The sequence below is a fragment of the Mycobacterium sp. NGS69 genome, assembly GCF_059812165.1.
The window spans coordinates 230,487-250,127 of the sequence record NZ_JCALCD010000002.1; the positions used below are offsets into that span (position 1 = coordinate 230,487).

The window sequence follows — 19,641 nt, forward strand, 5'->3', positions numbered from 1 at the left end:
ACCGTCACCCCTTCTCCGAGGGGGCCGACGCGTCGGCGTTTTCGTTGCTGAGGTAGTGGTCCAGCCACGCGTCCAGTTCGCGATACGCCCTCCGGCGCGGGTGGTTCAGCGACAGGAACACGTCGTGTTTGGCGTCGGGCACCGGGACGATGGTGGTGCGATTGCCGACGCAGCCGGCCCACTTGGCGATCTGGGTGACGTCGAGGACCGCGTCGCCGGTTTGCATGGACGCCGGGTCGCTGGTTTCGGCCACGGTGTGGTCGGAACGCAGGATCAGGTTGGGCACGCCGACGTCCAGGCCGCGGTGCAGCCGGGCCTGGCCGCGGCGGATGGCGTGCAACCAGCCGAGGGTGATGGGGAAGCCGCCCAGCGGCTTCCACTGCAGGTTGTAGTCGAACTCGCCGTGGTAGTCGCGGTGCAGGGTGGTGCCGTAGCCGCCCTCGGTGGACCCGCGTACCACGCCCTTGGACCGCACCCGGGACAGGCCGGCGATCAGCGCCGAGGTCGCCGAGTGGCGCAGCACCGCGGGGCCGTGCAGGTCGAGGAACGGACTGTTGAGCACCGCGCCGCCGACGCCGCCGTGCGCGGCCGGGTCGCGCCGGCGCAACCGGTCCAGCCACAACGGCACGATGAGCCCGCCGGAGGAATGGCCGTAGACCAGGACCTTGGCTCGCCGGCCGGACGGGCCGGGCGCGCGGATGACGGCCAGGGCGTGCTCGAGTTCGGCGTCGTAGTGGGCCAGGTCGGTGATGAAATGCGGGGTCTGGCCGTCGCGGCGCGACCGGCCGCACTTCTGTAGGTCCAGCGCGTAGAAGGCAAAGCCGCGATCGGCGAAGCGATCGGCCAACTCGGTGTGGAAGAAGTAGTCGGTGTAGCCGTGCACAGCCAGGACGGCGTGCCGCGCTGCGGTGGGCTCGCCGCGCCGGATCAGCGTTGCCACGATCTCGCCCTCGCCGGCGGGATCGGGTCCGAGCGGGATCGTGTGCTGCCAATAGCCGGGCAGCACGTCGGGCACCCAGCCAGTCACGAGGCCAGCTTAAAGGTTTTGCTGGTGACGGGTGGCCGCACGTCGTAAGTGCCCGGATGGCGCCGGGATAACCTGGGACGGTGTCAGGCCGAGGCGCAACCGCGCGCACCGATGTCGCGCTGGTGGGCGCCGGCGTCATGAGCGCCACGCTGGGGGCGTTGCTGCGGCGGCTGGAGCCGGGCTGGGACATCACCCTGATCGAGCGGCTGGACGCCGTCGCCGCCGAGAGCAGCAGCCCCTGGAACAACGCCGGCACCGGGCACTCCGCGCTGTGCGAGCTGAACTACACGCCGGAGAACCCCGACGGCTCGATCGACATCACCAAAGCGGTCCGCATCAACGAGCAGTTCCAGGTGACCCGCCAGTTCTGGGCGTACGCGATCGAGAACGGCATCCTCACCGACCGCGGCTTCCTCAACCCGGTCCCGCACGCCAGCTTCGTGCGCGGCGCGCGGCGCGTGGAATACCTGCGGCGGCGGCAGCGGGCGCTGGCGCACAACCCCCTGTTCGCGCGCACCGAATTGATCGACGACGCGGGTGAGTTCGCGCGGCGGCTGCCGTTCATGGCCGCCAAGCGCGACTTCTCCGAGCCGACCGCGCTGAACTGGGCCGCCGACGGCACCGACGTCGACTTCGGTGCGCTGTCCCGCCAACTCGTCGGCTATTGCGCGCGGGGCGGGGCGACGGCGCTGTTCGGCCACGAGGTCCGCAACCTGACCCGCCAATCCGACGGCAGCTGGACGCTGCTGGTCCGCAACCGCCGCACGGGCGAAAAGCGTCGGCTGAACGCCAAATTCGTGTTCGTCGGGGCGGGCGGGGACGCGCTGCCGCTGTTGCAGAAGTCGGGCATCAAGGAGGTCAGGGGCTACGCCGGCTTCCCGATCGGCGGCCGGTTCCTGCGCACGGACAACCCGGCGCTCACCGCCGCGCACCGCGCCAAGGTGTACGGGACCCCGGCGCCGGGCGCGCCGCCGCTGGGCGCGCTGCATCTCGACCTGCGGTTCGTCAACGGCAAGTCGTGGCTGGTGTTCGGGCCGTACGCCGGCTGGTCGCCGAAGTTCCTGAAACACGGCCACTTCACCGACCTCCCGCGCTCGATCAAGCCGGACAACCTGCTGTCGATGCTCGGCGTCGGGGTCACCCAGCTGCCGCTGGTCAACTACCTGATCGGCCAGCTGCGGCTCTCCGAGCCCGACCGCGTGCGCGCGCTGCGCGAATTCGCCCCCACCGCAACGGATTCGGACTGGACGCTGACGGTCGCCGGCCAGCGCGTTCAGGTGATCCGCCGCGACAGGCGCCGGGGCGGGGCGCTCGACTTCAACACCACCGTGCTCAGCGCCGGCGACGGCAGCATCGCCGGCCTGCTGGGGGGTTCCCCGGGGGCGTCCACCGCGGTGCCGGCCATGCTCGATGTGCTGGCGCGCTGCTTCGCCGACCGGTACGCCTCGTGGCTGCCGACGCTCAAGGAGATGGTGCCGTCGCTCGGGACGGAGCTGTCCCGCGAGCCCGCGCTGTTCGACGACGTCTGGGCGTGGGGCACCAAGGCGCTGGGGCTGGCGGCGTTATGACTGAAACGCTGCGCCGCTCGTGGTCCAAAGACCTTGACGCCCGGACCCTTTACGAGCTGCTCAAGCTGCGGGTGGAGGTGTTCGTCGTCGAGCAGGCCTGCCCGTACCCGGAGCTCGACGGGCGCGACCTGCTCGCCGAAACCCGGCACTTCTGGCTCGAGACGCCCGACGGCGAGGTGATCTGCACGCTGCGGTTGATGGAGGAGCACGCGGGAGGCGAGAAGGCGTTCCGGATCGGCCGGCTGTGCACCAAACGCAGCGCCCGCGGCCAGGGCCACACCACCCGGCTGCTGCGCGCCGCGCTCGCCGAGGTCGGCGACTATCCGTGCCGGATCGACGCGCAGACCTACCTGGCCGACATGTACGCCCAGCACGGATTCGTCCGTGCCGGCGACGATTTCGTCGACGACGGCATCCCGCACGTGCCCATGCTCAAGCCCTCCCGCTCCGGCCTGGCGGAGCAGCCGTGAGGCCCTATCCGTTCAGCGCGATCGTCGGGCACGACCAACTGCGGCTCGCCCTGCTGCTGTGTGCCGTGCGCCCGGAGATCGGCGGCGCGCTCATCCGCGGCGAGAAGGGCACCGCCAAGTCGACGGCCGTGCGTGGGCTGGCCGGGCTGCTGGCCGCCGCGACCGGAAACGGATCGGCGGGGCTGGTCGAAATGCCGCTCGGCGCAACCGAAGACCGGGTGATCGGATCGCTGGACCTGCAGCGGGTGCTGCGCGACGGCGAGCACGCGTTTTCCCCGGGGCTGCTGGCCCGCGCCCACGGGGGCGTGCTCTACGTCGACGAGGTCAACCTGTTGCACGACCACCTCGTCGACGTGCTGCTCGACGCCGCTGCGATGGGGCGGGTGCACATCGAGCGCGACGGCGTCTCCCACTCGCACGAGGCGCGCTTCGTGTTGATCGGCACCATGAACCCGGAGGAGGGCGAGCTGCGTCCGCAGCTGCTGGACCGGTTCGGCCTCACCGTCGACGTTCGCGCGTCGCGCGACGTCGACGTGCGCACGCAGGTGATCCGGCAGCGGATGGCCTACGAGGCCGATCCGGACGCGTTCGCCGCGCGCTACGCAGACGCGGACGCGGATTTGGCCCGCAGGATCGCCACGGCCCGGGCCCTGGTCGACGAGGTCGCCTTGCCGGACAACGAATTACGGCGCATCGCGGCGCTGTGCGCGGCGTTCGACGTCGACGGCATGCGGGCCGACCTGGTGGTGGCCCGCACGGCCGTCGCGCACGCCGCGTGGCGCGGCGCCAGGACCGTCGAGGAGCAGGACATCCGGGTGGCGGCCGAGCTGGCGTTGCCGCACCGCCGCCGCCGCGACCCGTTCGACGATCCCGGCATCGACCGCGACCAGCTGGACGAGGCCCTGGCACAAGCGGGAACCGAGGACCCCGAGCCCGACCCCGATCCGCCGGGTGGCGGACAGGCCGCGGATGCGCCGGAACCGCAACATGATTCGACGCCACAGCGGGCGCCGTCGACGAAACCGAGCGCGCCGCCGTCGGCGACCTTTCGCGCCCGGGCACTGACCGTTCCCGGCGTCGGCGAGGGCGCGCCGGGCCGGCGGTCGCGGGCGCGCAACGCCTCCGGCTCCGTGGTGGCCGCCGCCGACGGCGGCGAGACCGGCGCGCACGGCCTGCACCTGTTCGCGACCCTGCTGGCGGCCGCCGAGCGCGCCGGGGCGGGTCCGCTGCGGCCGGAGCCGGGGGACGTGCGCCGCGCCATCCGCGAGGGGCGCGAAGGCAACCTGGTGATCTTCGTCGTCGACGCGTCGGGCTCGATGGCCGCCCGGGATCGCATGGCCGCCGTGAGCGGCGCCACCCTGTCGCTGCTGCGCGACGCCTACCAGCGCCGGGACAAGGTCGCCGTTATCACCTTCCGTCGGACCGAAGCGCGGCTGTTGCTCCCGCCGACGTCGTCGGCGCACATCGCCGGGCGGCGACTGGCCCGCTTCGACACCGGCGGCAAGACCCCGCTCGCCGAGGGCCTGCTGGCCGCGCGCGAGCTGATCGTCCGGGAAAGGGCGCGCGACCGCGCGCGGCGCCCGCTGGTGGTCGTGCTCACCGACGGCCGGGCCACCGCCGGGCCGGACCCGTTGGGGCGCAGCCGGATCGCGGCGGCCCGGCTGGTCGCCGAAGGCGCCGCCGCGGTGGTCGTCGACTGCGAGACGTCGTACGTGCGGTTGGGGCTGGCCGGCCAGCTCGCCGATCAGCTCGGCGCGCCGGCGGTGCGGCTGGAGCAGTTGCGCGCCGACCATCTCACGCGCGCCGTGCGCGGCGCGGCCTGAGCGAGGATAAGCGCCCATGCCACAGGGAAAACCGCTCGAAGTGCCCGACGACGGCCTGACCACCCGGGCGCGGCGCAACACACCCGTGCTGGCGGTGCACACCGGTGCGGGCAAGGGGAAGTCGACCGCGGCATTCGGAATGGCGCTGCGGGCGTGGAACGCCGGCCTGCGCGTGGCCGTGTTCCAGTTCGTCAAGAGCGCGAAATGGAAGGTCGGCGAGGAGGCGGCCTTCGCCCGGCTCGGCGGGCTCCACGACTCCGACGGCGCCGGCGGAGCCGTCGAATGGCACAAGATGGGCGCGGGCTGGTCCTGGACGCGCAAGGCGGGCAGCGACATCGACCACGCGGCGGCCGCGGCCGACGGGTGGGCCGAGATCGCGCGCCGGCTGGCCGCGCAGCGCCACGACTTCTACGTGCTGGACGAATTCACCTACCCGCTCAAGTGGGGCTGGGTCGACACCGGCGACGTGGTCGACGTCCTGCTGGCCAGGCCCGGCCACCAGCACGTGGTGATCACCGGGCGCGACGCCCCGCAACGGCTGGTCGACGCCGCCGACCTGGTCACCGAGATGACCAAGGTCAAGCACCCGATGGATGCGGGGCGCAAGGGGCAGAAGGGCATCGAGTGGTGAGCGTCCCCGCGGTCGTCATCGCCGCGCCCGCGTCGGGGAGTGGAAAGACCACCGTCGCAACGGGTTTGATCGGGGCCCTGCGAAGGGCGGGCCATGCCGTCGCGCCGTTCAAGGTCGGCCCGGACTTCATCGACCCGGGCTACCACGGCCTGGCCGCCGGGCGCCCCGGCCGCAACCTGGATCCGGTGATGGTGGGGGAGCGGCTCATCGGCCCGCTCTACGCGCACGGCGCGGCCGGCGCGGACATCGCGGTGGTCGAGGGCGTGATGGGGCTCTTCGACGGGCGCATCGGAACGACGGCCCCCGCGGCGGGCTCCACCGCGCACGTCGCCGGTCTGCTGGGCGCCCCGGTGATTCTGGTGGTCGACGCGCGGGGCCAGAGTCACAGCATCGCCGCGCTGCTGCATGGGTTTTCGACCTTCGACGACGCCACCCGCGTCACCGGCGTGATCCTCAACCGGGTCGGATCGGCCCGGCACGAGCAGGTGCTGCGGCAGGCCTGCGAGCAGGCCGGGGTGCCGGTGCTGGGCGCCATCCCGCGCACCGCCGAATTGGAGCTGCCCACAAGGTATCTCGGGCTCGTCACGGCCGTGGAGTATGGGCGCCGCGCGCACGACGCGGTGGAGGCGATGACCGCCCTGATCGCTCGCCACGTCGATCTGGCCGCCGTGATGGCGGCCGCCCGCTGCGGCTGCGCCGACGAGCCGTGGGACCCGGTCGCGGCGGTGGGGGAGAGGCCGCCGGTGCGCGCGACCGTCGCCATGGCGGCCGGGAAGGCCTTCAGCTTCGGCTATGCCGAGCACGCGGAGCTGCTGCGCGCCGCCGGCGCCGACATCGCCGAGTTCGACCCGCTCGTCGACGCGTTGCCCGACGGCGCCGGCGCGGTCCTGTTGCCCGGCGGCTTCCCCGAACAGTTCACCGCGGAGCTGTCCGCCAACGACGTTGTCCGCCGCCAGATCAACGAGCTGGCCGCCGCCGGCGCGCCCGTGCACGCCGAATGCGCCGGGCTGATCTATCTGGCCGCCGAGCTCGACGGGCACCCGATGTGCGGGGTGCTGGCCGGGTCGGCGCGGTTCACGCCGAACCTCACGCTGGCCTATCGCCAGGCCGTCGCCGTGGTCGATTCGCCGCTGTATTCCGTCGGCGAGCGAGTGGTCGGGCACGAATTCCACCGCACCGCAGTAACTTTTGCCCGGAGCTACCAGGCGGCGTGGGTGTACCGGGGCGGCGACGCGGACCCCGTCTCCGACGGCGTCGTGCACGCCGGTGTGCACGCGTCGTACCTGCACACCCACCCGGCCGCGGCGCCGGGCGCCGTGGCGCGCTTCGTCGCGCACGCGGGCCGGCCGTCGCACACCCCTTAGGCTTGCCGGGTGACCGACAACGCCTACCTGGCCGGGCTGCGGCTGGCCGGCAAGAAGGTCGTCGTCGTCGGCGGCGGGACCGTCGCCCAGCGCCGGTTGCCCCTGCTCATCGCCAGCGGCGCGGAGGTGCACGTCATCACGCGCACCGCCACCCCGGCCGTCGAGGCGATGAGCGGAATCGTGCTGTCGGTGCGCGAATACCGCGACGGCGACCTCGACGGGGCCTGGTACGCGATCGCGGCCACCGACGACGCCCGGGTCAACGCGGCCGTCGTCGCCGAGGCCGAACGCCGCCAGATCTTCTGCGTCCGGGCCGACGTCGCCGTCGAGGGAACCGCGGTGACCCCGGCGACTTTCAGCTACGCCGGGTTGTCGGTGGGGGTGCTGGCCGGCGGCGAGCACCGCCGGTCCGCGGCCATCCGGTCGGCCATCCGGGAGGCGCTGCAGCAGGGGGTCATCACGCTGGAAGACCCGGAGAGCTCCGACGTGGTGCGCGGCGGGGTGGCGCTGGTCGGGGGCGGGCCCGGCGACCCCGAACTGATCACCGTGCGCGGGCGGCGGCTGCTCGCCCAGGCCGACGTCGTGGTCGCCGACCGGCTGGCGCCGCCGGAACTGCTCGCGGAGCTGCCGCCGCACGTGGAGGTCATCGACGCCGCCAAGATCCCGTACGGGCGCGCGATGGCCCAGGACGCGATCAACGACGTCATGATCGAGCGGGCCCGGTCCGGCAGCTTCGTCGTCCGCCTCAAGGGCGGGGACCCCTTCGTGTTCGCGCGCGGGTATGAGGAGGTGCTGGCGTGCGCCGAGGCCGGGGTTCCGGTGACCGTGGTGCCGGGTGTGACAAGTGCCATAGGCGTGCCCGCCCTGGCGGGCGTTCCGGTCACGCACCGGGCGATAAATCACGAGTTCGTGGTGGTCAGCGGCCACCTTGCGCCGGGCCACCCCGAATCGTTAGTGAATTGGGATGCTCTGGCCGCGATGCGGGGCACCATCGTTTTGCTGATGGCCGTCGAACGCATCGAGCTGTTCGTCGATGTGCTGCTGAAGGGCGGCCGACCTGCACAGACGCCGGTGCTGGTGGTGCAGCACGGGACAACCGCAGCTCAGCACACGTTGCGGGCCACCCTCGCCGACACGCCGGACAAGATCCGCGCCGAGGGGATCCGACCTCCCGCGATCATCGTGATCGGGGCCGTCGCGGCGTTCGGCGTTTAAAAGATTCTTAAGATTACTGTAAGGTAACCCATTATGACGGCTCTCAACGACGCAGAGCGCGCGGCCCAAAATTGGACGTCCGCACGCCCCGATCGTCCGGCCCCGGTGCGCGCTACGCCGCCGGCGGAGACCGCCTCCTCACGTATCGGCAGGTATTCGCCCGCGTGGCTGCCTTCGTGGCGTTTCATCGCGGCCGTGATCGCGATCGGTGGCATGCAGCTGCTGGCGACCATGGACAGCACCGTCGCGATCGTCGCGCTTCCTAAGATCCAGAACGAGCTGAGCCTCTCCGACGCCAGCCGTAGCTGGGTGATCACCGCGTATGTGCTGACGTTCGGTGGGCTGATGCTGCTGGGTGGGCGCCTCGGCGACACGATCGGGCGCAAGCGCACGTTCATCGTCGGCGTCGCGCTGTTCACCATCTCCTCCGTGCTGTGCGCGGTCGCCTGGGACGAGGCGACCATGGTCATCGCCCGGCTGCTGCAGGGCATCGGGTCGGCCATCGCGTCGCCGACCGGTCTGGCGCTGGTGGCGACCACGTTCCCCAAGGGGCCGGCGCGCAACGCCGCAACGGCCGTGTTCGCCGCGATGACCGCGATCGGCTCCGTGATGGGCCTGGTGGTCGGCGGCGCGCTCACCGAGGTCTCGTGGCGGCTGGCGTTCCTGGTGAACGTGCCGATCGGGCTGGCGATGATCTACCTGGCCCGCACCGCGCTGCGCGAAACCAACCGCGAGCGGATGAAGCTCGACGCCACCGGCGCCATCCTGGCGACGCTGGCCTGCACCGCCGCCGTGTTCGCCTTCTCGATGGGTCCGGCGAAAGGCTGGATCTCGACCACCACCATCGGCTCGGGCACGGTGGCGATGGCGGCGGCTCTCGCCTTCGTCATGGTGGAACGCACCGCCGAGAATCCGGTCGTCCCGTTCAAGCTGTTCCGCGACCGCAACCGGCTGGTCACGTTCGTCGCGATCTTCTTGGCCGGCGGCGTCATGTTCAGCCTGACGGTGTGCATCGGCCTGTACGTGCAGGACATCCTGGGTTACAGCGCGCTGCGCGCCGGCGTCGGCTTCATCCCGTTCGTCATCGCGATGGGCATCGGCCTGGGCATCTCGTCGCAGCTGGTGTCGCGGTTCTCGCCGCGCGTGCTGACGATCGGCGGCGGACTTCTGCTTTTCTGGGCGATGATCTACGGCTCGTTTTTCATGCATCGGGGCGTGCCCTACTTCCCCAACCTGGTGGTGCCCATCGTGGTGGGCGGCATCGGCATCGGGATGGCCGTCGTGCCGCTGACCCTGTCGGCGATCGCCGGCGTCGGGTTCGACCAGATCGGCCCGGTTTCGGCGATGACGCTGATGCTGCAGAGCCTGGGCGGCCCGCTGGTGCTGGCCGTCATCCAGGCCGTGATCACCTCCCGCACGCTTTACCTGGGCGGCACCACCGGCCCGGTGAAGTTCATGAACGACGCGCAACTGCGGGCCCTGGACCACGGCTATACCTACGGCCTGCTGTGGCTGGCCGGGGCGGCGATCTTCGTCGGCGCGGCGGCGCTGTTCATCGGTTACACGCCGCAGCAGGTCGCCCACGCGCAAGAGGTCAAGGACGCGCTGGACGCCGGCGAGATCTAGCTCGCCTGACCTGTCGCGAGCGTGCGGTTAGCGACGGGCCCACTCGGGAATTGCGTCGGCAGTTGCACTTTCGCACCGATTTTCCGCAGCCACTCGGCCGCCGCTAGGCTTGCCCGCTGTGATCACCCGGATGTCCGAGCTGTTCCTGCGCACCCTGCGCGACGACCCCGCCGACGCCGAAGTGCCCAGCCACAAGCTGCTCATTCGGGCGGGCTACGTGCGGCCCGTCGCACCCGGGCTGTACAGCTGGCTGCCCCTCGGGCTGCGGGTGCTGCGCAGGATCGAGCGGATCGTGCGCGACGAGATGAACGCGATCGGCGGCCAGGAGATCCTGTTCCCGGCGCTGCTGCCGCGCGCGCCGTACGAGACGACCAACCGGTGGACCGAATACGGCGACGGGGTGTTTCGGCTGCAGGACCGCCGCGGCAACGACTACCTGCTGGGGCCCACGCACGAGGAGCTCTTCGCGCTGACGGTCAAGGGCGAGTACAGCTCCTACAAGGACTTTCCGTTGCTGCTGTTCCAAATCCAGAACAAGTACCGCGACGAGGCCCGCCCGCGGGCCGGCATCCTGCGCGTCCGGGAGTTCTTGATGAAGGACTCCTACTCGTTCGACATCGACGACGCCGGGCTCAAGGCCGCCTACCACGCGCACCGGGAGGCCTACCAGCGCATCTTCGAGAAGCTGCAGGTGCGCTACGTCATCGTGTCCGCGGTCTCCGGCGCGATGGGCGGCAGCGCGTCGGAGGAGTTCCTGGCGGAGAGCCCGGTCGGCGAGGACACCTTCGTGCGCTGCCTGGAGTCCGGCTACGCGGCCAACGTCGAGGCCGTGGTCACCGCCCGCCCGGAGGCGCGCCCGATCGGCGGGCTGCCCGAGGCGGAGGTGCACGACACCGGCGACACCCCGACGATCGCCACCCTGGTCGAGTGGGCCAACACGGCGGGCCTGGGCCGCGAGGTCACCGCGGCCGACACCCTGAAGAACGTGCTGCTCAAGGTCCGCCAGCCGGGCGGCGAGTGGGAGCTGCTGGCCATCGGGGTGCCCGGGGACCGGGAGGTCGACGACAAGCGGCTGGGCGCGGCGCTGGAACCGGCCGACTACGCGTTGCTCGACGACGCGGACTTCGCCAAGTACCCGTTCCTGGTGAAGGGATATATCGGGCCGAAAGCGTTGCGCGACAACGGCGTTCGCTACCTGGTCGACCCGCGGGTGGTGGACGGCACCAGCTGGATCACCGGCGCCGACGAGCCCGGCCGGCACGTCGTCGGGCTGGTGGCGGGCCGGGACTTCACGGCCGACGGCACCATCGAGGCCGCCGAGGTGCGCGACGGCGACCCGTCCCCGGACGGGGCCGGCCCGCTGGTGTCCGCCCGGGGCATCGAGATCGGGCACATCTTCCAGCTCGGCCGCAAATACACCGACGCCTTCACCGTCGACGTCCTCGGCGAGGACGGCAAGCCGGTGCGCCTGACCATGGGCTCCTACGGCCTGGGCGTGTCGCGGATGGTGGCCGTCATCGCCGAGCAGCACCACGACGAGCTGGGCCTGCGCTGGCCGTCGGCAGTCGCGCCGTTCGACGTGCACCTGGTCATCGCCAACAAGGACGCCGAGGCCCGCGCCGGGGCGACCGCGCTGGCCGCCGACCTGGACCGGCTGGGCCTCGAGGTGCTGCTCGACGACCGCCAGGCGTCGCCCGGGGTCAAGTTCAAGGACGCCGAGCTGCTGGGCGTGCCGCGGATCGTCGTGGTGGGGCGGGGCTGGGCCGACGGCAAGGTCGAGCTGCGGGATCGCTTCGACGGGCAGACCCGCGAGCTGACCGTGGGCGCCTCGCTGGCCACCGACATCGTGGCGGCCCTGAACGGGTAAGCGCCCGCTAGTCGTTGCCGCCCGGGAAGCTCGTCGTGATGGGCCACGCGCCCAGCACCCGGTTCCACCGGGCGCCCATGACCGTGCTCTGCGTCAGGGCGTTCGCGGCGAACGCGCGGTCATCCGCCGTCTCCGCGTGCTCGATCACCGCGCGCCAGGCCGTCGCGCAGTCGTTCTCCATCCGGGCCGCCAGCCGCGCCGCGTCCGCCGGGCTGCCCACCAGCATCGGCAGCTGGTAGCCGGCCGCGGCGACCGGCGCGGTGACCTTGCGCGCGGCCAGCATCGCGATGACGTCGTCGCGGCGCTGGCGGTGCTCGCCCAGGGCCTGCACCACCATGTCGTTGACGCTGGGCGGTGACAGCGCGGACACGATGCCGTAGCCGTAGATCGTCGAGTGTTCGATGGCCAGCGCGTCGCACAGCGCCGCGTTGTCGGCGTCTTTTCCTGTTGTCATAACGAGCCGGAACTCATATCGACGGTCCCCCGGGCACCAGCGCCACGGTCGCGGATGCCGTGCACGACGCGGCGATCGACGCCAGCAGCCCGGCCCGATAACCCGACTCGGTCGTCACCAGCCGGCTGGCATTCTCCGCGGACGCGTGCAGCGAATTGATCACGTCGGGCACGGGCGGCGGCGGCGGTGGCGGGCCCGGCGGCTCGGCGGGGGTGGGGCTGGGGCCGGGGCTCGTCGTCTCGCTCCCCGACGGGGCGAGCTTGCCGGCCGCCCGGGAGATCTCGGTGGACAGCGCGCGGGCGTGCGCGGCGCGCTGGGTCGCGACCACGGTCAGCGCGGCCGCGACCTGGGGGGCGAGACCCACGGCCGTGGCCGCGGCACCGGCCAGCGCGCTGTCTTTGCGGGCCTGGTCCAGCGGCCCCACCAGGTTTTCGGCGGCGGGCGGTTTGGGCGGCGACTCGCCGCAAGCGGACGCGACCACCCCGAGCGCGGCAAGGGCCGCGGCGCCGGCGAGCACACCCCGCCGGTTGGTGACCGGTCCTCCGCTAGGCACAGCAACATCCTGCCATTGCGTCCAAGGGGGCAGGTCCAAGGACCGTGACCACGCGCGATCACGCCGTCATCGGCGATTCCTGGCGTATCGTGGATAGCTGACTCGCACCGGAAACCACCCGGAAACCACCTGGGTGGCGACATCCGCCAGATGACCGGACAACTCAAGATGAGGAGCTCGCCGTGACCACCGGGCTACCTTCGCAGACGCAGGTGATCGAGCTACTCGACGCAGAATTCGAGCGCGCCGGTTACGAAATCGAAGACGTGGTCGTCGACACCCGCGCGCGCCCGCCGCGGATCACCGTGATCGCCGACGGCGACGACCCCCTCGACCTCGACACGATCGCCACCCTGTCGCGTTCGGCCTCGGCATTGCTCGACGGCTCGGACCTGCTCGACGCCATCCGCGACCGCTACGTGCTGGAGGTCAGTTCGCCCGGCGTCGACCGCCCGCTGACCAGCGAGAAGCATTTCCGCCGCGCCCGCGGCCGCAAGGTCGAGGTCGCGTTGTCCGACGGATCGCGGCTGACCGGGCGCGTCGGCGAGACCCGGGACGGCACCGTCGCGGTGGTGGTTCGCACGGGCCGGGACTGGACGGTGCGCGAGGTCCCGCTGGCCGAAATCGTGAAAGCCGTTGTGCAGGTTGAGTTTTCACCGCCAGCCCAGGCGGAGCTGGAATTGGCGACTGGGCCGCTCGGGGGTCGGCCGACTAGGACGGAGGCCGGAGCATGAACATCGACATGGGCGCACTGCACGCGATCGAGGTGGACCGGGGCATCTCGGTCAACGAACTGCTCGAGACCATCAAATCCGCGCTGCTCACCGCCTACCGGCACACCCAAGGCCACCAGAACGAGGCCCGCATCGAGATCGACCGCAAGACCGGCGTCGTCAAGGTGATGGCCCGCGAGACCGACGAGGACGGCAACGTCATCAGCGAATGGGACGACACCCCCGAGGGTTTCGGCCGCATCGCCGCGACGACCGCGCGCCAGGTGATGCTGCAACGGTTCCGGGACGCCGAAAACGAGCGCACCTACGGCGAGTTCTCCACCCGCGAGGGGGAGATCGTGGCCGGGGTGATCCAGCGCGACAGCCGGGCCAACGCGCGTGGGCTGGTCGTGGTGCGGATGGGCACCGAGACCAAGGCATCCGAGGGCGTGATCCCGGCGGCCGAACAGGTCCCCGGCGAGAGCTACGAGCACGGCAACCGGGTCCGCTGCTACGTCGTGGGCGTGACGCGCGGGTCCCGCGAGCCGCTGATCACGCTGTCGCGCACCCACCCCAACCTGGTCCGCAAGCTGTTTTCGCTGGAGGTCCCCGAAATCGCCGACGGGTCGGTGGAGATCGTGGCGGTGGCCCGGGAGGCGGGGCACCGCTCCAAGATCGCGGTGCGCTCGAATGTCCCCGGCCTGAACGCCAAGGGCGCCTGCATCGGCCCGATGGGCCAGCGGGTCCGCAACGTGATGAGCGAGCTCTCCGGGGAGAAGATCGACATCATCGACTACGACGAGGACCCGGCCCGGTTCGTCGCCAACGCGCTGTCGCCGGCGAAGGTGGTCTCCGTGTCGGTCATCGACCAGACCGCCCGGGCCGCCCGCGTGGTGGTGCCCGACTTCCAGCTGTCGCTGGCCATCGGCAAGGAGGGCCAGAACGCGCGGTTGGCCGCCCGACTCACCGGGTGGCGCATCGACATTCGCGGGGATTCGCCGGGGCACGCCGAGAGCCAGGCCGAACACGGCGCCGGTCACCCCGTGGCGCACGATCACTGATCTCAGCCAGGCGGTCCGTGCGGGTGGTTCTGACCTCCGGTCAAGGGAGGTTAGACTGACACGTGATCCAGCGCGAGCCTTCTGACTTGGCGCACCGAAGCACTGATGGACCGGTGCGGACGTGTGTCGGGTGCCGAAAGCGAGAGCTGGCCGCCGAACTGCTTCGCGTGGTGGCTGTGTCGACGGGGAACGGCGCATACGCCGCGATCGTTGACGACAGGAGTAGCCTGCCGGGGCGGGGTGCATGGCTGCATCCCGTGCCACAGTGCGTTCAACAGGCGATTCGGCGGCGGGCTTTCACCAGAGCGTTGCGCATCACCGGTCCACTGGACACATCCGCGGTGGTCGAGCACTTGGCAGTGCGCGACTCGCCCGGCAACAGAAGAGGCAGCAAAGAACATGAGCACACCGTGAAGTCCCGATGACCATGCGTCATAGCTAAACCCGAGGCGCGGCCCGCTGCTGTCGCCTCATAGACAGGAGATGTAGTGGCAGGTAAGGCCCGCGTACACGAGTTGGCCAAGGAACTCGGTGTCACCAGCAAGGAAGTTCTCGCCCGGCTGAATCAACAGGGCGAATTCGTCAAATCCGCATCGTCGACGGTAGAGGCGCCGGTGGCTCGCCGGCTGCGCGAGTCCTTCGGCGGCAGCAAGCCGGCCGCCACCAAGGCGCCCGCCAAGGCCCCCGACAAGTCGCTCGACCAGGCCCTCGACAAGGCGATCAGCAAGCCCGCGCCGAACGGCGAGGCGACCGCCGCGCCCCCCAAGCCCGCCGCCGGCGGGACGACGGCGGCCGCCCCGGCCGCGACCGCCGAAGCGCCCCCGGCGCCCCCGCGGCCCCAGCCCGGGCAACCGGCGGCCCCGGCCCCCGCGCAGTCGGCCGGCCAACCGGCCCCGCAGCCCGGCATGACACCGGGCCCGCGGCCCGGCCCGATTCCGAAGCCGCGCGCCCCGCGCGTCGGCAACAACCCGTTCTCGTCGGCGCAACCCGTCGACCGGCCCATCCCGCGCCCGCAGGCCCCCCGTCCCGGGGCGGCCCGGCCGGGCGCGCCGCGACCGGGCGCTTCGCCCGGCAGCATGCCGCCCCGGCCCGGTGGCGCCGCGGGGCAGGGCCGCCCGGCCCGGCCCGGCGCCCCACGACCGGGCGGCGGCCGGCCCGGTGGGCCCGGCGGCCGCTCCGACGGCGGCGGCGGTAACTACCGCGGCGGTGGCGGCGGCGTCGGCGCCCCGCCCGGGGGCGGCGGCGGCTTCAGGGGTCGTCCCGGCGGCGGCGGCGGTGGCGGCGGTGGCCGTCCCGGTCAGCGTGGCGGCGCGGCCGGCGCGTTCGGTCGCCCGGGCGGCGCGCCGCGGCGCGGTCGCAAGTCGAAGCGGGCGAAACGCGCCGAATACGAAAACATGCAGGCGCCGGTCGTCGGGGGCGTGCGGTTGCCGCACGGCAACGGCGAGACCATCCGGCTGGCCCGCGGCGCATCGCTCTCCGACTTCGCCGACAAGATCAACGCCAACCCGGCGGCCCTGGTGCAGGCGCTGTTCAACCTCGGCGAGATGGTGACGGCCACCCAGTCGGTCGGCGACGAGACGCTCGAGCTGCTCGGCAGCGAGATGAACTACGTCGTTCAGGTCGTCAGCCCCGAGGACGAGGACCGCGAGCTGCTGGAGTCCTTCGACCTGACCTACGGCGAGGACGAGGGCGGCGAGGAGGACCTGCAGACCCGGCCGCCGGTGGTGACCGTCATGGGTCACGTCGACCACGGTAAAACCCGGCTGCTGGACACCATCCGTAAGGCCAACGTCCGCGAGGGCGAGGCCGGCGGCATCACCCAGCACATCGGTGCCTACCAGGTCGGAGTCGACTTCGAGGGCACCGAGCGGCTGATCACCTTCATCGACACCCCGGGTCACGAGGCGTTCACCGCCATGCGTGCCCGCGGCGCCAAGGCGACCGACATCGCGATCCTGGTCGTCGCCGCCGACGACGGCGTGATGCCGCAGACCGTGGAGGCCATCAACCACGCGCAGGCCGCCGATGTGCCGATCGTGGTGGCGGTCAACAAGATCGACAAGGAGGGGGCCGACCCGGCCAAGATCCGCGGGCAGCTCACCGAATTCGGTTTGGTGGCAGAGGATTTCGGTGGCGACACGATGTTTGTGGACATCTCCGCCAAGCAGGGCACCAACATCGAGGCGCTGGAAGAGGCGGTGCTGCTGACCGCCGACGCCGCCCTGGACCTGCGGGCCAACCCCGACATGGAGGCCCAGGGTGTGGCGATCGAGGCGCACCTGGACCGCGGTCGCGGGCCGGTGGCCACCGTGTTGATTCAGCGCGGCACGCTGCGCGTCGGCGACTCGATCGTCGCCGGCGACGCCTACGGCCGCGTGCGCCGCATGGTCGACGAGCACGGCGAGGACGTCCACGAGGCGTTGCCGTCGCGGCCGGTGCAGGTCATCGGCTTCACGTCGGTGCCCGGCGCCGGTGACAACTTGTTGGTCGTCGACGAGGACCGCATCGCCCGCCAGATCGCCGACCGGCGCAGCGCCCGCAAGCGCAACGCCCTGGCGGCGCGGACCCGCAAGCGGATCAGCCTGGACGATCTGGATGCCGCGCTGAAGGAAACCAGCCAGCTGAACCTGATCCTCAAGGGCGACAACGCCGGTACGGTCGAGGCGCTGGAAGAGGCCCTGATGGGCATCGAGGTCGACGACGAGGTGGCGCTGCGCGTCATCGACCGCGGCGTCGGTGGCATCACCGAGACCAACGTCAACCTGGCGTCGGCGTCGGACGCGATCATCATCGGGTTCAACGTGCGCGCCGAGGGCAAGGCGACGGAGCTGGCCAACCGCGAGGGCGTGGAGATCCGCTACTACTCGGTGATCTACCAGGCGATCGACGAGATCGAGAAGGCCCTGCGCGGCATGCTCAAGCCGATCTACGAGGAGAACCAGCTTGGTCGCGCCGAAATCCGGGCGATCTTCCGGTCCTCGAAGGTCGGCATCATCGCCGGCTGCATGATCAGCTCGGGTGTGGTGCGCCGCAACGCGAAGGCCCGGCTGTTGCGGGACAACATCGTGGTCACCGACAACCTCACGATCACCTCGCTGCGCCGGGAGAAGGACGACGTGACCGAGGTCCGCGAGGGCTTCGAATGCGGTATGACGCTGGGCTATTCCGACATCAAGGAAGGCGACATCATCGAGTCCTACGAGCTGGTCCAGAAGGAACGCACCTGATGGCCGACCCCGCAAGGGCGCGCCGGCTGGCCAAACGGATTTTCACGATCGTCGCCTCGGCGATCGAGTTCGAGATCAAGGATCCGGGTCTGGACGGGGTGACCATCGTCGACGCCAAGGTGACTGCCGACCTGCACGATGCGACCTTGTTCTACACGGTGATGGGCCGCACGCTCGACGACCAGCCCGACTACGCCGCTGCGGCCGCGGCGCTGGAGCGGGCCAAGGGCGCGCTGCGCACCAAGGTCGGAGCCGGTACCGGCGTGCGCTTCACGCCCACGCTGACGTTCACCCGCGACACGACCGCCGACAGCGTGCGGCGGATGGAGGAATTGCTGGAGCGTGCCCGCGCCGCGGACGCCGATCTGGCGCGGGTTCGCTCGGGTGCCAAGCCGGCCGGGGAGGCCGATCCATACCGTGTGAGCGGGGCTGGGGACGCGAGCGACGGGAACGCCGGTGACGACGATCGACCCCAAGACTGACCTGGCCGGTGCCCCGCGGGGCACCCAGGGGTTGTCGGTGGACGCCGCCGGCGCCGTCGAGTTGCTGTCGGGCGCCGCGACGATCGCGGTGATCGCCCACGTCCACCCCGACGCCGACACCATCGGCGCGGGGCTGGCGCTGGCGCTGGTGCTGGACCGGTGCGGCAAGCGCGTCGAGGTCAGTTTCGCCGCGCCGGCGTCGCTGCCCGAGTCGCTGGCCTCGTTGCCCGGTTGTCGGCTGCTGGTGCGCCCGGACGAGCTGCGCCGCGACGTCGATCTGGTTGTGACCGTTGACGTTCCGAGCGTCAAGCGGCTCGGGGAGCTGAGCGACCTGGCCGGCCCGGGCCGCCGGTCGCTGGTCATCGACCACCACGCCTCCAACGACCGGTTCGGCAGCGCCAACTTCATCGACGTGTCGGCGGATTCCACCACGATGATGGTCGCCGACATCCTCGACGCCTGGGGTGAGCCGATCGACCGGGACGTCGCGCACTGCATCTACGCGGGCCTGACGACCGACACCGGATCGTTCCGCTGGGCCAGCGCCCGGGCGCTTCGGCTGGCGGCCCGGCTGGTCGACCTCGGCGTCGACAACGCCGCGATCAGCCGGACCCTGATGGACACCCACCCGTTCGGGTGGCTGCCGCTGCTGTCGCGGGTGCTGGGCTCGGCGCAACTGGTGCCGGACGCCGTTGGTGGTCGCGGGCTGGTGTACGCGGTCGTCGAGCATCGGGACTGGATCACCTCGCGCGCCGAGGAAGTCGAGAGCATCGTCGATATCGTGCGCACCACGCAGCAGGCGGAGGTGGCGGCGGTCTTCAAGGAGGTCGACCCGCAGCGCTGGTCGGTGTCGATGCGGGCCAAGGCCCAGGTGGATCTGGCGGCGGTCGCGTCGGAGTTCGGCGGCGGCGGCCACCGGCTGGCCGCCGGCTATTCGACCGTCGGCTCGATCGACGACGCCGTCGCGTCGCTGCGCGCGGCGCTCGGTTAGTTAGAAGGCCCAGCTTCCCGACGGCTGCAGCACGAAGCCGTGGTCTCCGCTGGTGGTGTCCAGGCAGGCTACGACGTTGCCGGCGTCGACGGCGCATGTCACGTTGAGGTACGTCAGTTTCGCGCCCGCGGCCAGCGGTTTGCCGCCCGATGTCAGCGCGGGCGGGTTGCCGTCGCACCCGCCGTAGGTCATGCGGCTCAGTTCGTAGCCCGGCCCCTTGAAGTTCACCGCGCCCACGACGCAATCGCCGGGTTTCGAGCGGCCGCCGCCGGGAAACGGGACGTCGTCCATCCCGGGGGCGTCGCCGCTGCACTTGATGTCCTGCGACGGTTGGGGTGCGGGCGCCGGTCCGCCGTAGAAGTCGCAGACCAGGGTCGGCGTGGCAGAAAAGCTGATGCGGGGCGCCCCGCCCTGGGCGGGCGTGGCATAGCCGTCCGCCGGGACGGCGACGAATCTGCCCAGGTCGGGGAATCGCGGCGGCGGCTCGGCCGTCGCATGCGGAGCGGACGCGATCGCGGACGCCGCCACCAGAGTGAGGGCCCCGAACGTGACACCGCCGGCGCGCATCG

18 protein-coding genes are annotated in these 19,641 nt (G+C 71.5%); 14 read left to right on the forward strand and 4 right to left on the reverse strand.

Going from position 1 to position 19,641, the window contains the following annotated elements; translation table 11 throughout:
• Window positions 1-4: 4 nt before the first annotated feature.
• On the reverse strand, window positions 5-1,027 hold the full coding sequence (locus AC5Y2S_RS06315) for an alpha/beta hydrolase (protein ID WP_499954710.1): 1,023 nt from the start codon (window positions 1,025-1,027) through the stop codon (window positions 5-7).
• 80 nt (window positions 1,028-1,107) lie between these two features.
• On the opposite strand from AC5Y2S_RS06315, the gene mqo reads away from it, so the two are divergent.
• From mqo to AC5Y2S_RS06355, 8 genes are all read left to right on the forward strand, one after another.
• The gene (gene mqo, locus AC5Y2S_RS06320) at window positions 1,108-2,595 is read left to right on the forward strand and encodes a malate dehydrogenase (quinone) (protein WP_499954712.1); all 1,488 of its coding nucleotides are present in this window, start codon (window positions 1,108-1,110) and stop codon (window positions 2,593-2,595) included.
• Window positions 2,592-3,065, forward strand: a complete 474-nt coding sequence (locus AC5Y2S_RS06325) for a GNAT family N-acetyltransferase (RefSeq protein ID WP_499954714.1) — start codon at window positions 2,592-2,594, stop codon at window positions 3,063-3,065. The genes mqo and AC5Y2S_RS06325 overlap by 4 nt, the downstream gene beginning before the upstream one ends.
• Window positions 3,062-4,888, forward strand: coding sequence for a magnesium chelatase subunit D family protein (locus tag AC5Y2S_RS06330; protein ID WP_499954716.1), 1,827 nt, complete (start codon window positions 3,062-3,064; stop codon window positions 4,886-4,888). Before AC5Y2S_RS06325 ends, AC5Y2S_RS06330 begins: the two co-directional genes overlap by 4 nt.
• A 16-nt stretch (window positions 4,889-4,904) precedes the next feature.
• Window positions 4,905-5,519 (forward strand): cob(I)yrinic acid a,c-diamide adenosyltransferase, encoded by a 615-nt coding sequence (gene cobO, locus AC5Y2S_RS06335; RefSeq protein WP_499954718.1) that lies wholly within the window; start codon window positions 4,905-4,907, stop codon window positions 5,517-5,519.
• Window positions 5,516-6,883: a cobyrinic acid a,c-diamide synthase CobB gene (locus AC5Y2S_RS06340; RefSeq protein ID WP_499954720.1), complete on the forward strand. Its 1,368-nt coding sequence runs from the start codon at window positions 5,516-5,518 to the stop codon at window positions 6,881-6,883. Before cobO ends, AC5Y2S_RS06340 begins: the two co-directional genes overlap by 4 nt.
• 9 nt (window positions 6,884-6,892) lie before the next feature.
• Complete coding sequence (gene cobA / locus AC5Y2S_RS06345) at window positions 6,893-8,098, forward strand: uroporphyrinogen-III C-methyltransferase (protein WP_499954722.1); 1,206 nt, start codon at window positions 6,893-6,895, stop codon at window positions 8,096-8,098.
• A 33-nt stretch (window positions 8,099-8,131) separates the two neighbouring features.
• On the forward strand, window positions 8,132-9,724 hold the full coding sequence (locus AC5Y2S_RS06350; RefSeq protein WP_499954724.1) for an MFS transporter: 1,593 nt from the start codon (window positions 8,132-8,134) through the stop codon (window positions 9,722-9,724).
• Between the two features lie 118 nt (window positions 9,725-9,842).
• The gene (locus tag AC5Y2S_RS06355; RefSeq protein WP_499954726.1) at window positions 9,843-11,591 is read left to right on the forward strand and encodes a proline--tRNA ligase; all 1,749 of its coding nucleotides are present in this window, start codon (window positions 9,843-9,845) and stop codon (window positions 11,589-11,591) included.
• A 7-nt stretch (window positions 11,592-11,598) separates the two neighbouring features.
• Here the strand turns inward: AC5Y2S_RS06355 and AC5Y2S_RS06360 are convergent, their stop codons facing one another.
• Window positions 11,599-12,045, reverse strand: coding sequence for a ferritin-like domain-containing protein (locus tag AC5Y2S_RS06360; protein ID WP_499954727.1), 447 nt, complete (start codon window positions 12,043-12,045; stop codon window positions 11,599-11,601).
• 13 nt (window positions 12,046-12,058) lie between these two features.
• Complete coding sequence (locus tag AC5Y2S_RS06365) at window positions 12,059-12,598, reverse strand: twin-arginine translocation signal domain-containing protein (RefSeq protein ID WP_499954729.1); 540 nt, start codon at window positions 12,596-12,598, stop codon at window positions 12,059-12,061.
• Between the two features lie 182 nt (window positions 12,599-12,780).
• Here AC5Y2S_RS06365 and rimP point away from each other — a divergent pair, with 182 nt between their 5' ends.
• The 6 genes from rimP to AC5Y2S_RS06395 all read left to right on the forward strand — a co-directional run bounded on the left by rimP (window position 12,781) and on the right by AC5Y2S_RS06395 (window position 19,072).
• Window positions 12,781-13,332: a ribosome maturation factor RimP gene (gene rimP / locus AC5Y2S_RS06370; protein ID WP_499954731.1), complete on the forward strand. Its 552-nt coding sequence runs from the start codon at window positions 12,781-12,783 to the stop codon at window positions 13,330-13,332.
• A complete protein-coding gene (gene nusA / locus AC5Y2S_RS06375) occupies window positions 13,329-14,372 on the forward strand; it encodes a transcription termination factor NusA (protein ID WP_499954733.1) in 1,044 nt (347 codons plus the stop codon). Before rimP ends, nusA begins: the two co-directional genes overlap by 4 nt.
• Window positions 14,373-14,548: 176 nt before the next feature.
• Window positions 14,549-14,797, forward strand: coding sequence for a YlxR family protein (locus AC5Y2S_RS06380; RefSeq protein ID WP_499955664.1), 249 nt, complete (start codon window positions 14,549-14,551; stop codon window positions 14,795-14,797).
• Between the two features lie 63 nt (window positions 14,798-14,860).
• Window positions 14,861-17,599 (forward strand): translation initiation factor IF-2, encoded by a 2,739-nt coding sequence (infB, locus tag AC5Y2S_RS06385; protein ID WP_499954735.1) that lies wholly within the window; start codon window positions 14,861-14,863, stop codon window positions 17,597-17,599.
• Window positions 17,599-18,081: a 30S ribosome-binding factor RbfA gene (gene rbfA, locus AC5Y2S_RS06390; RefSeq protein ID WP_499954737.1), complete on the forward strand. Its 483-nt coding sequence runs from the start codon at window positions 17,599-17,601 to the stop codon at window positions 18,079-18,081. Before infB ends, rbfA begins: the two co-directional genes overlap by 1 nt.
• Window positions 18,056-19,072 (forward strand): DHH family phosphoesterase, encoded by a 1,017-nt coding sequence (locus tag AC5Y2S_RS06395; RefSeq protein WP_499954739.1) that lies wholly within the window; start codon window positions 18,056-18,058, stop codon window positions 19,070-19,072. The genes rbfA and AC5Y2S_RS06395 overlap by 26 nt, the downstream gene beginning before the upstream one ends.
• Here AC5Y2S_RS06395 and AC5Y2S_RS06400 read toward each other — a convergent pair whose 3' ends face one another.
• Window positions 19,073-19,639, reverse strand: coding sequence for a hypothetical protein (locus AC5Y2S_RS06400; protein WP_499954741.1), 567 nt, complete (start codon window positions 19,637-19,639; stop codon window positions 19,073-19,075).
• Window positions 19,640-19,641 lie beyond the last annotated feature (2 nt).

What these genes read in the sequence shown, in the direction of transcription:
- cobO (WP_499954718.1), top strand. Translation starts at nt 4,905, where the DNA reads ATGCCACAGGGAAAACCGCTCGAAGTGCCCGACGACGGCCTGACCACC.
- AC5Y2S_RS06360 (WP_499954727.1), bottom strand. Translation starts at nt 12,045, where the DNA reads ATGACAACAGGAAAAGACGCCGACAACGCGGCGCTGTGCGACGCGCTG.
- nusA (WP_499954733.1), top strand. Translation starts at nt 13,329, where the DNA reads ATGAACATCGACATGGGCGCACTGCACGCGATCGAGGTGGACCGGGGC.
- AC5Y2S_RS06325 (WP_499954714.1), top strand. Translation starts at nt 2,592, where the DNA reads ATGACTGAAACGCTGCGCCGCTCGTGGTCCAAAGACCTTGACGCCCGG.
- AC5Y2S_RS06350 (WP_499954724.1), top strand. Translation starts at nt 8,132, where the DNA reads ATGACGGCTCTCAACGACGCAGAGCGCGCGGCCCAAAATTGGACGTCC.
- AC5Y2S_RS06400 (WP_499954741.1), bottom strand. Translation starts at nt 19,639, where the DNA reads ATGCGCGCCGGCGGTGTCACGTTCGGGGCCCTCACTCTGGTGGCGGCG.
- rbfA (WP_499954737.1), top strand. Translation starts at nt 17,599, where the DNA reads ATGGCCGACCCCGCAAGGGCGCGCCGGCTGGCCAAACGGATTTTCACG.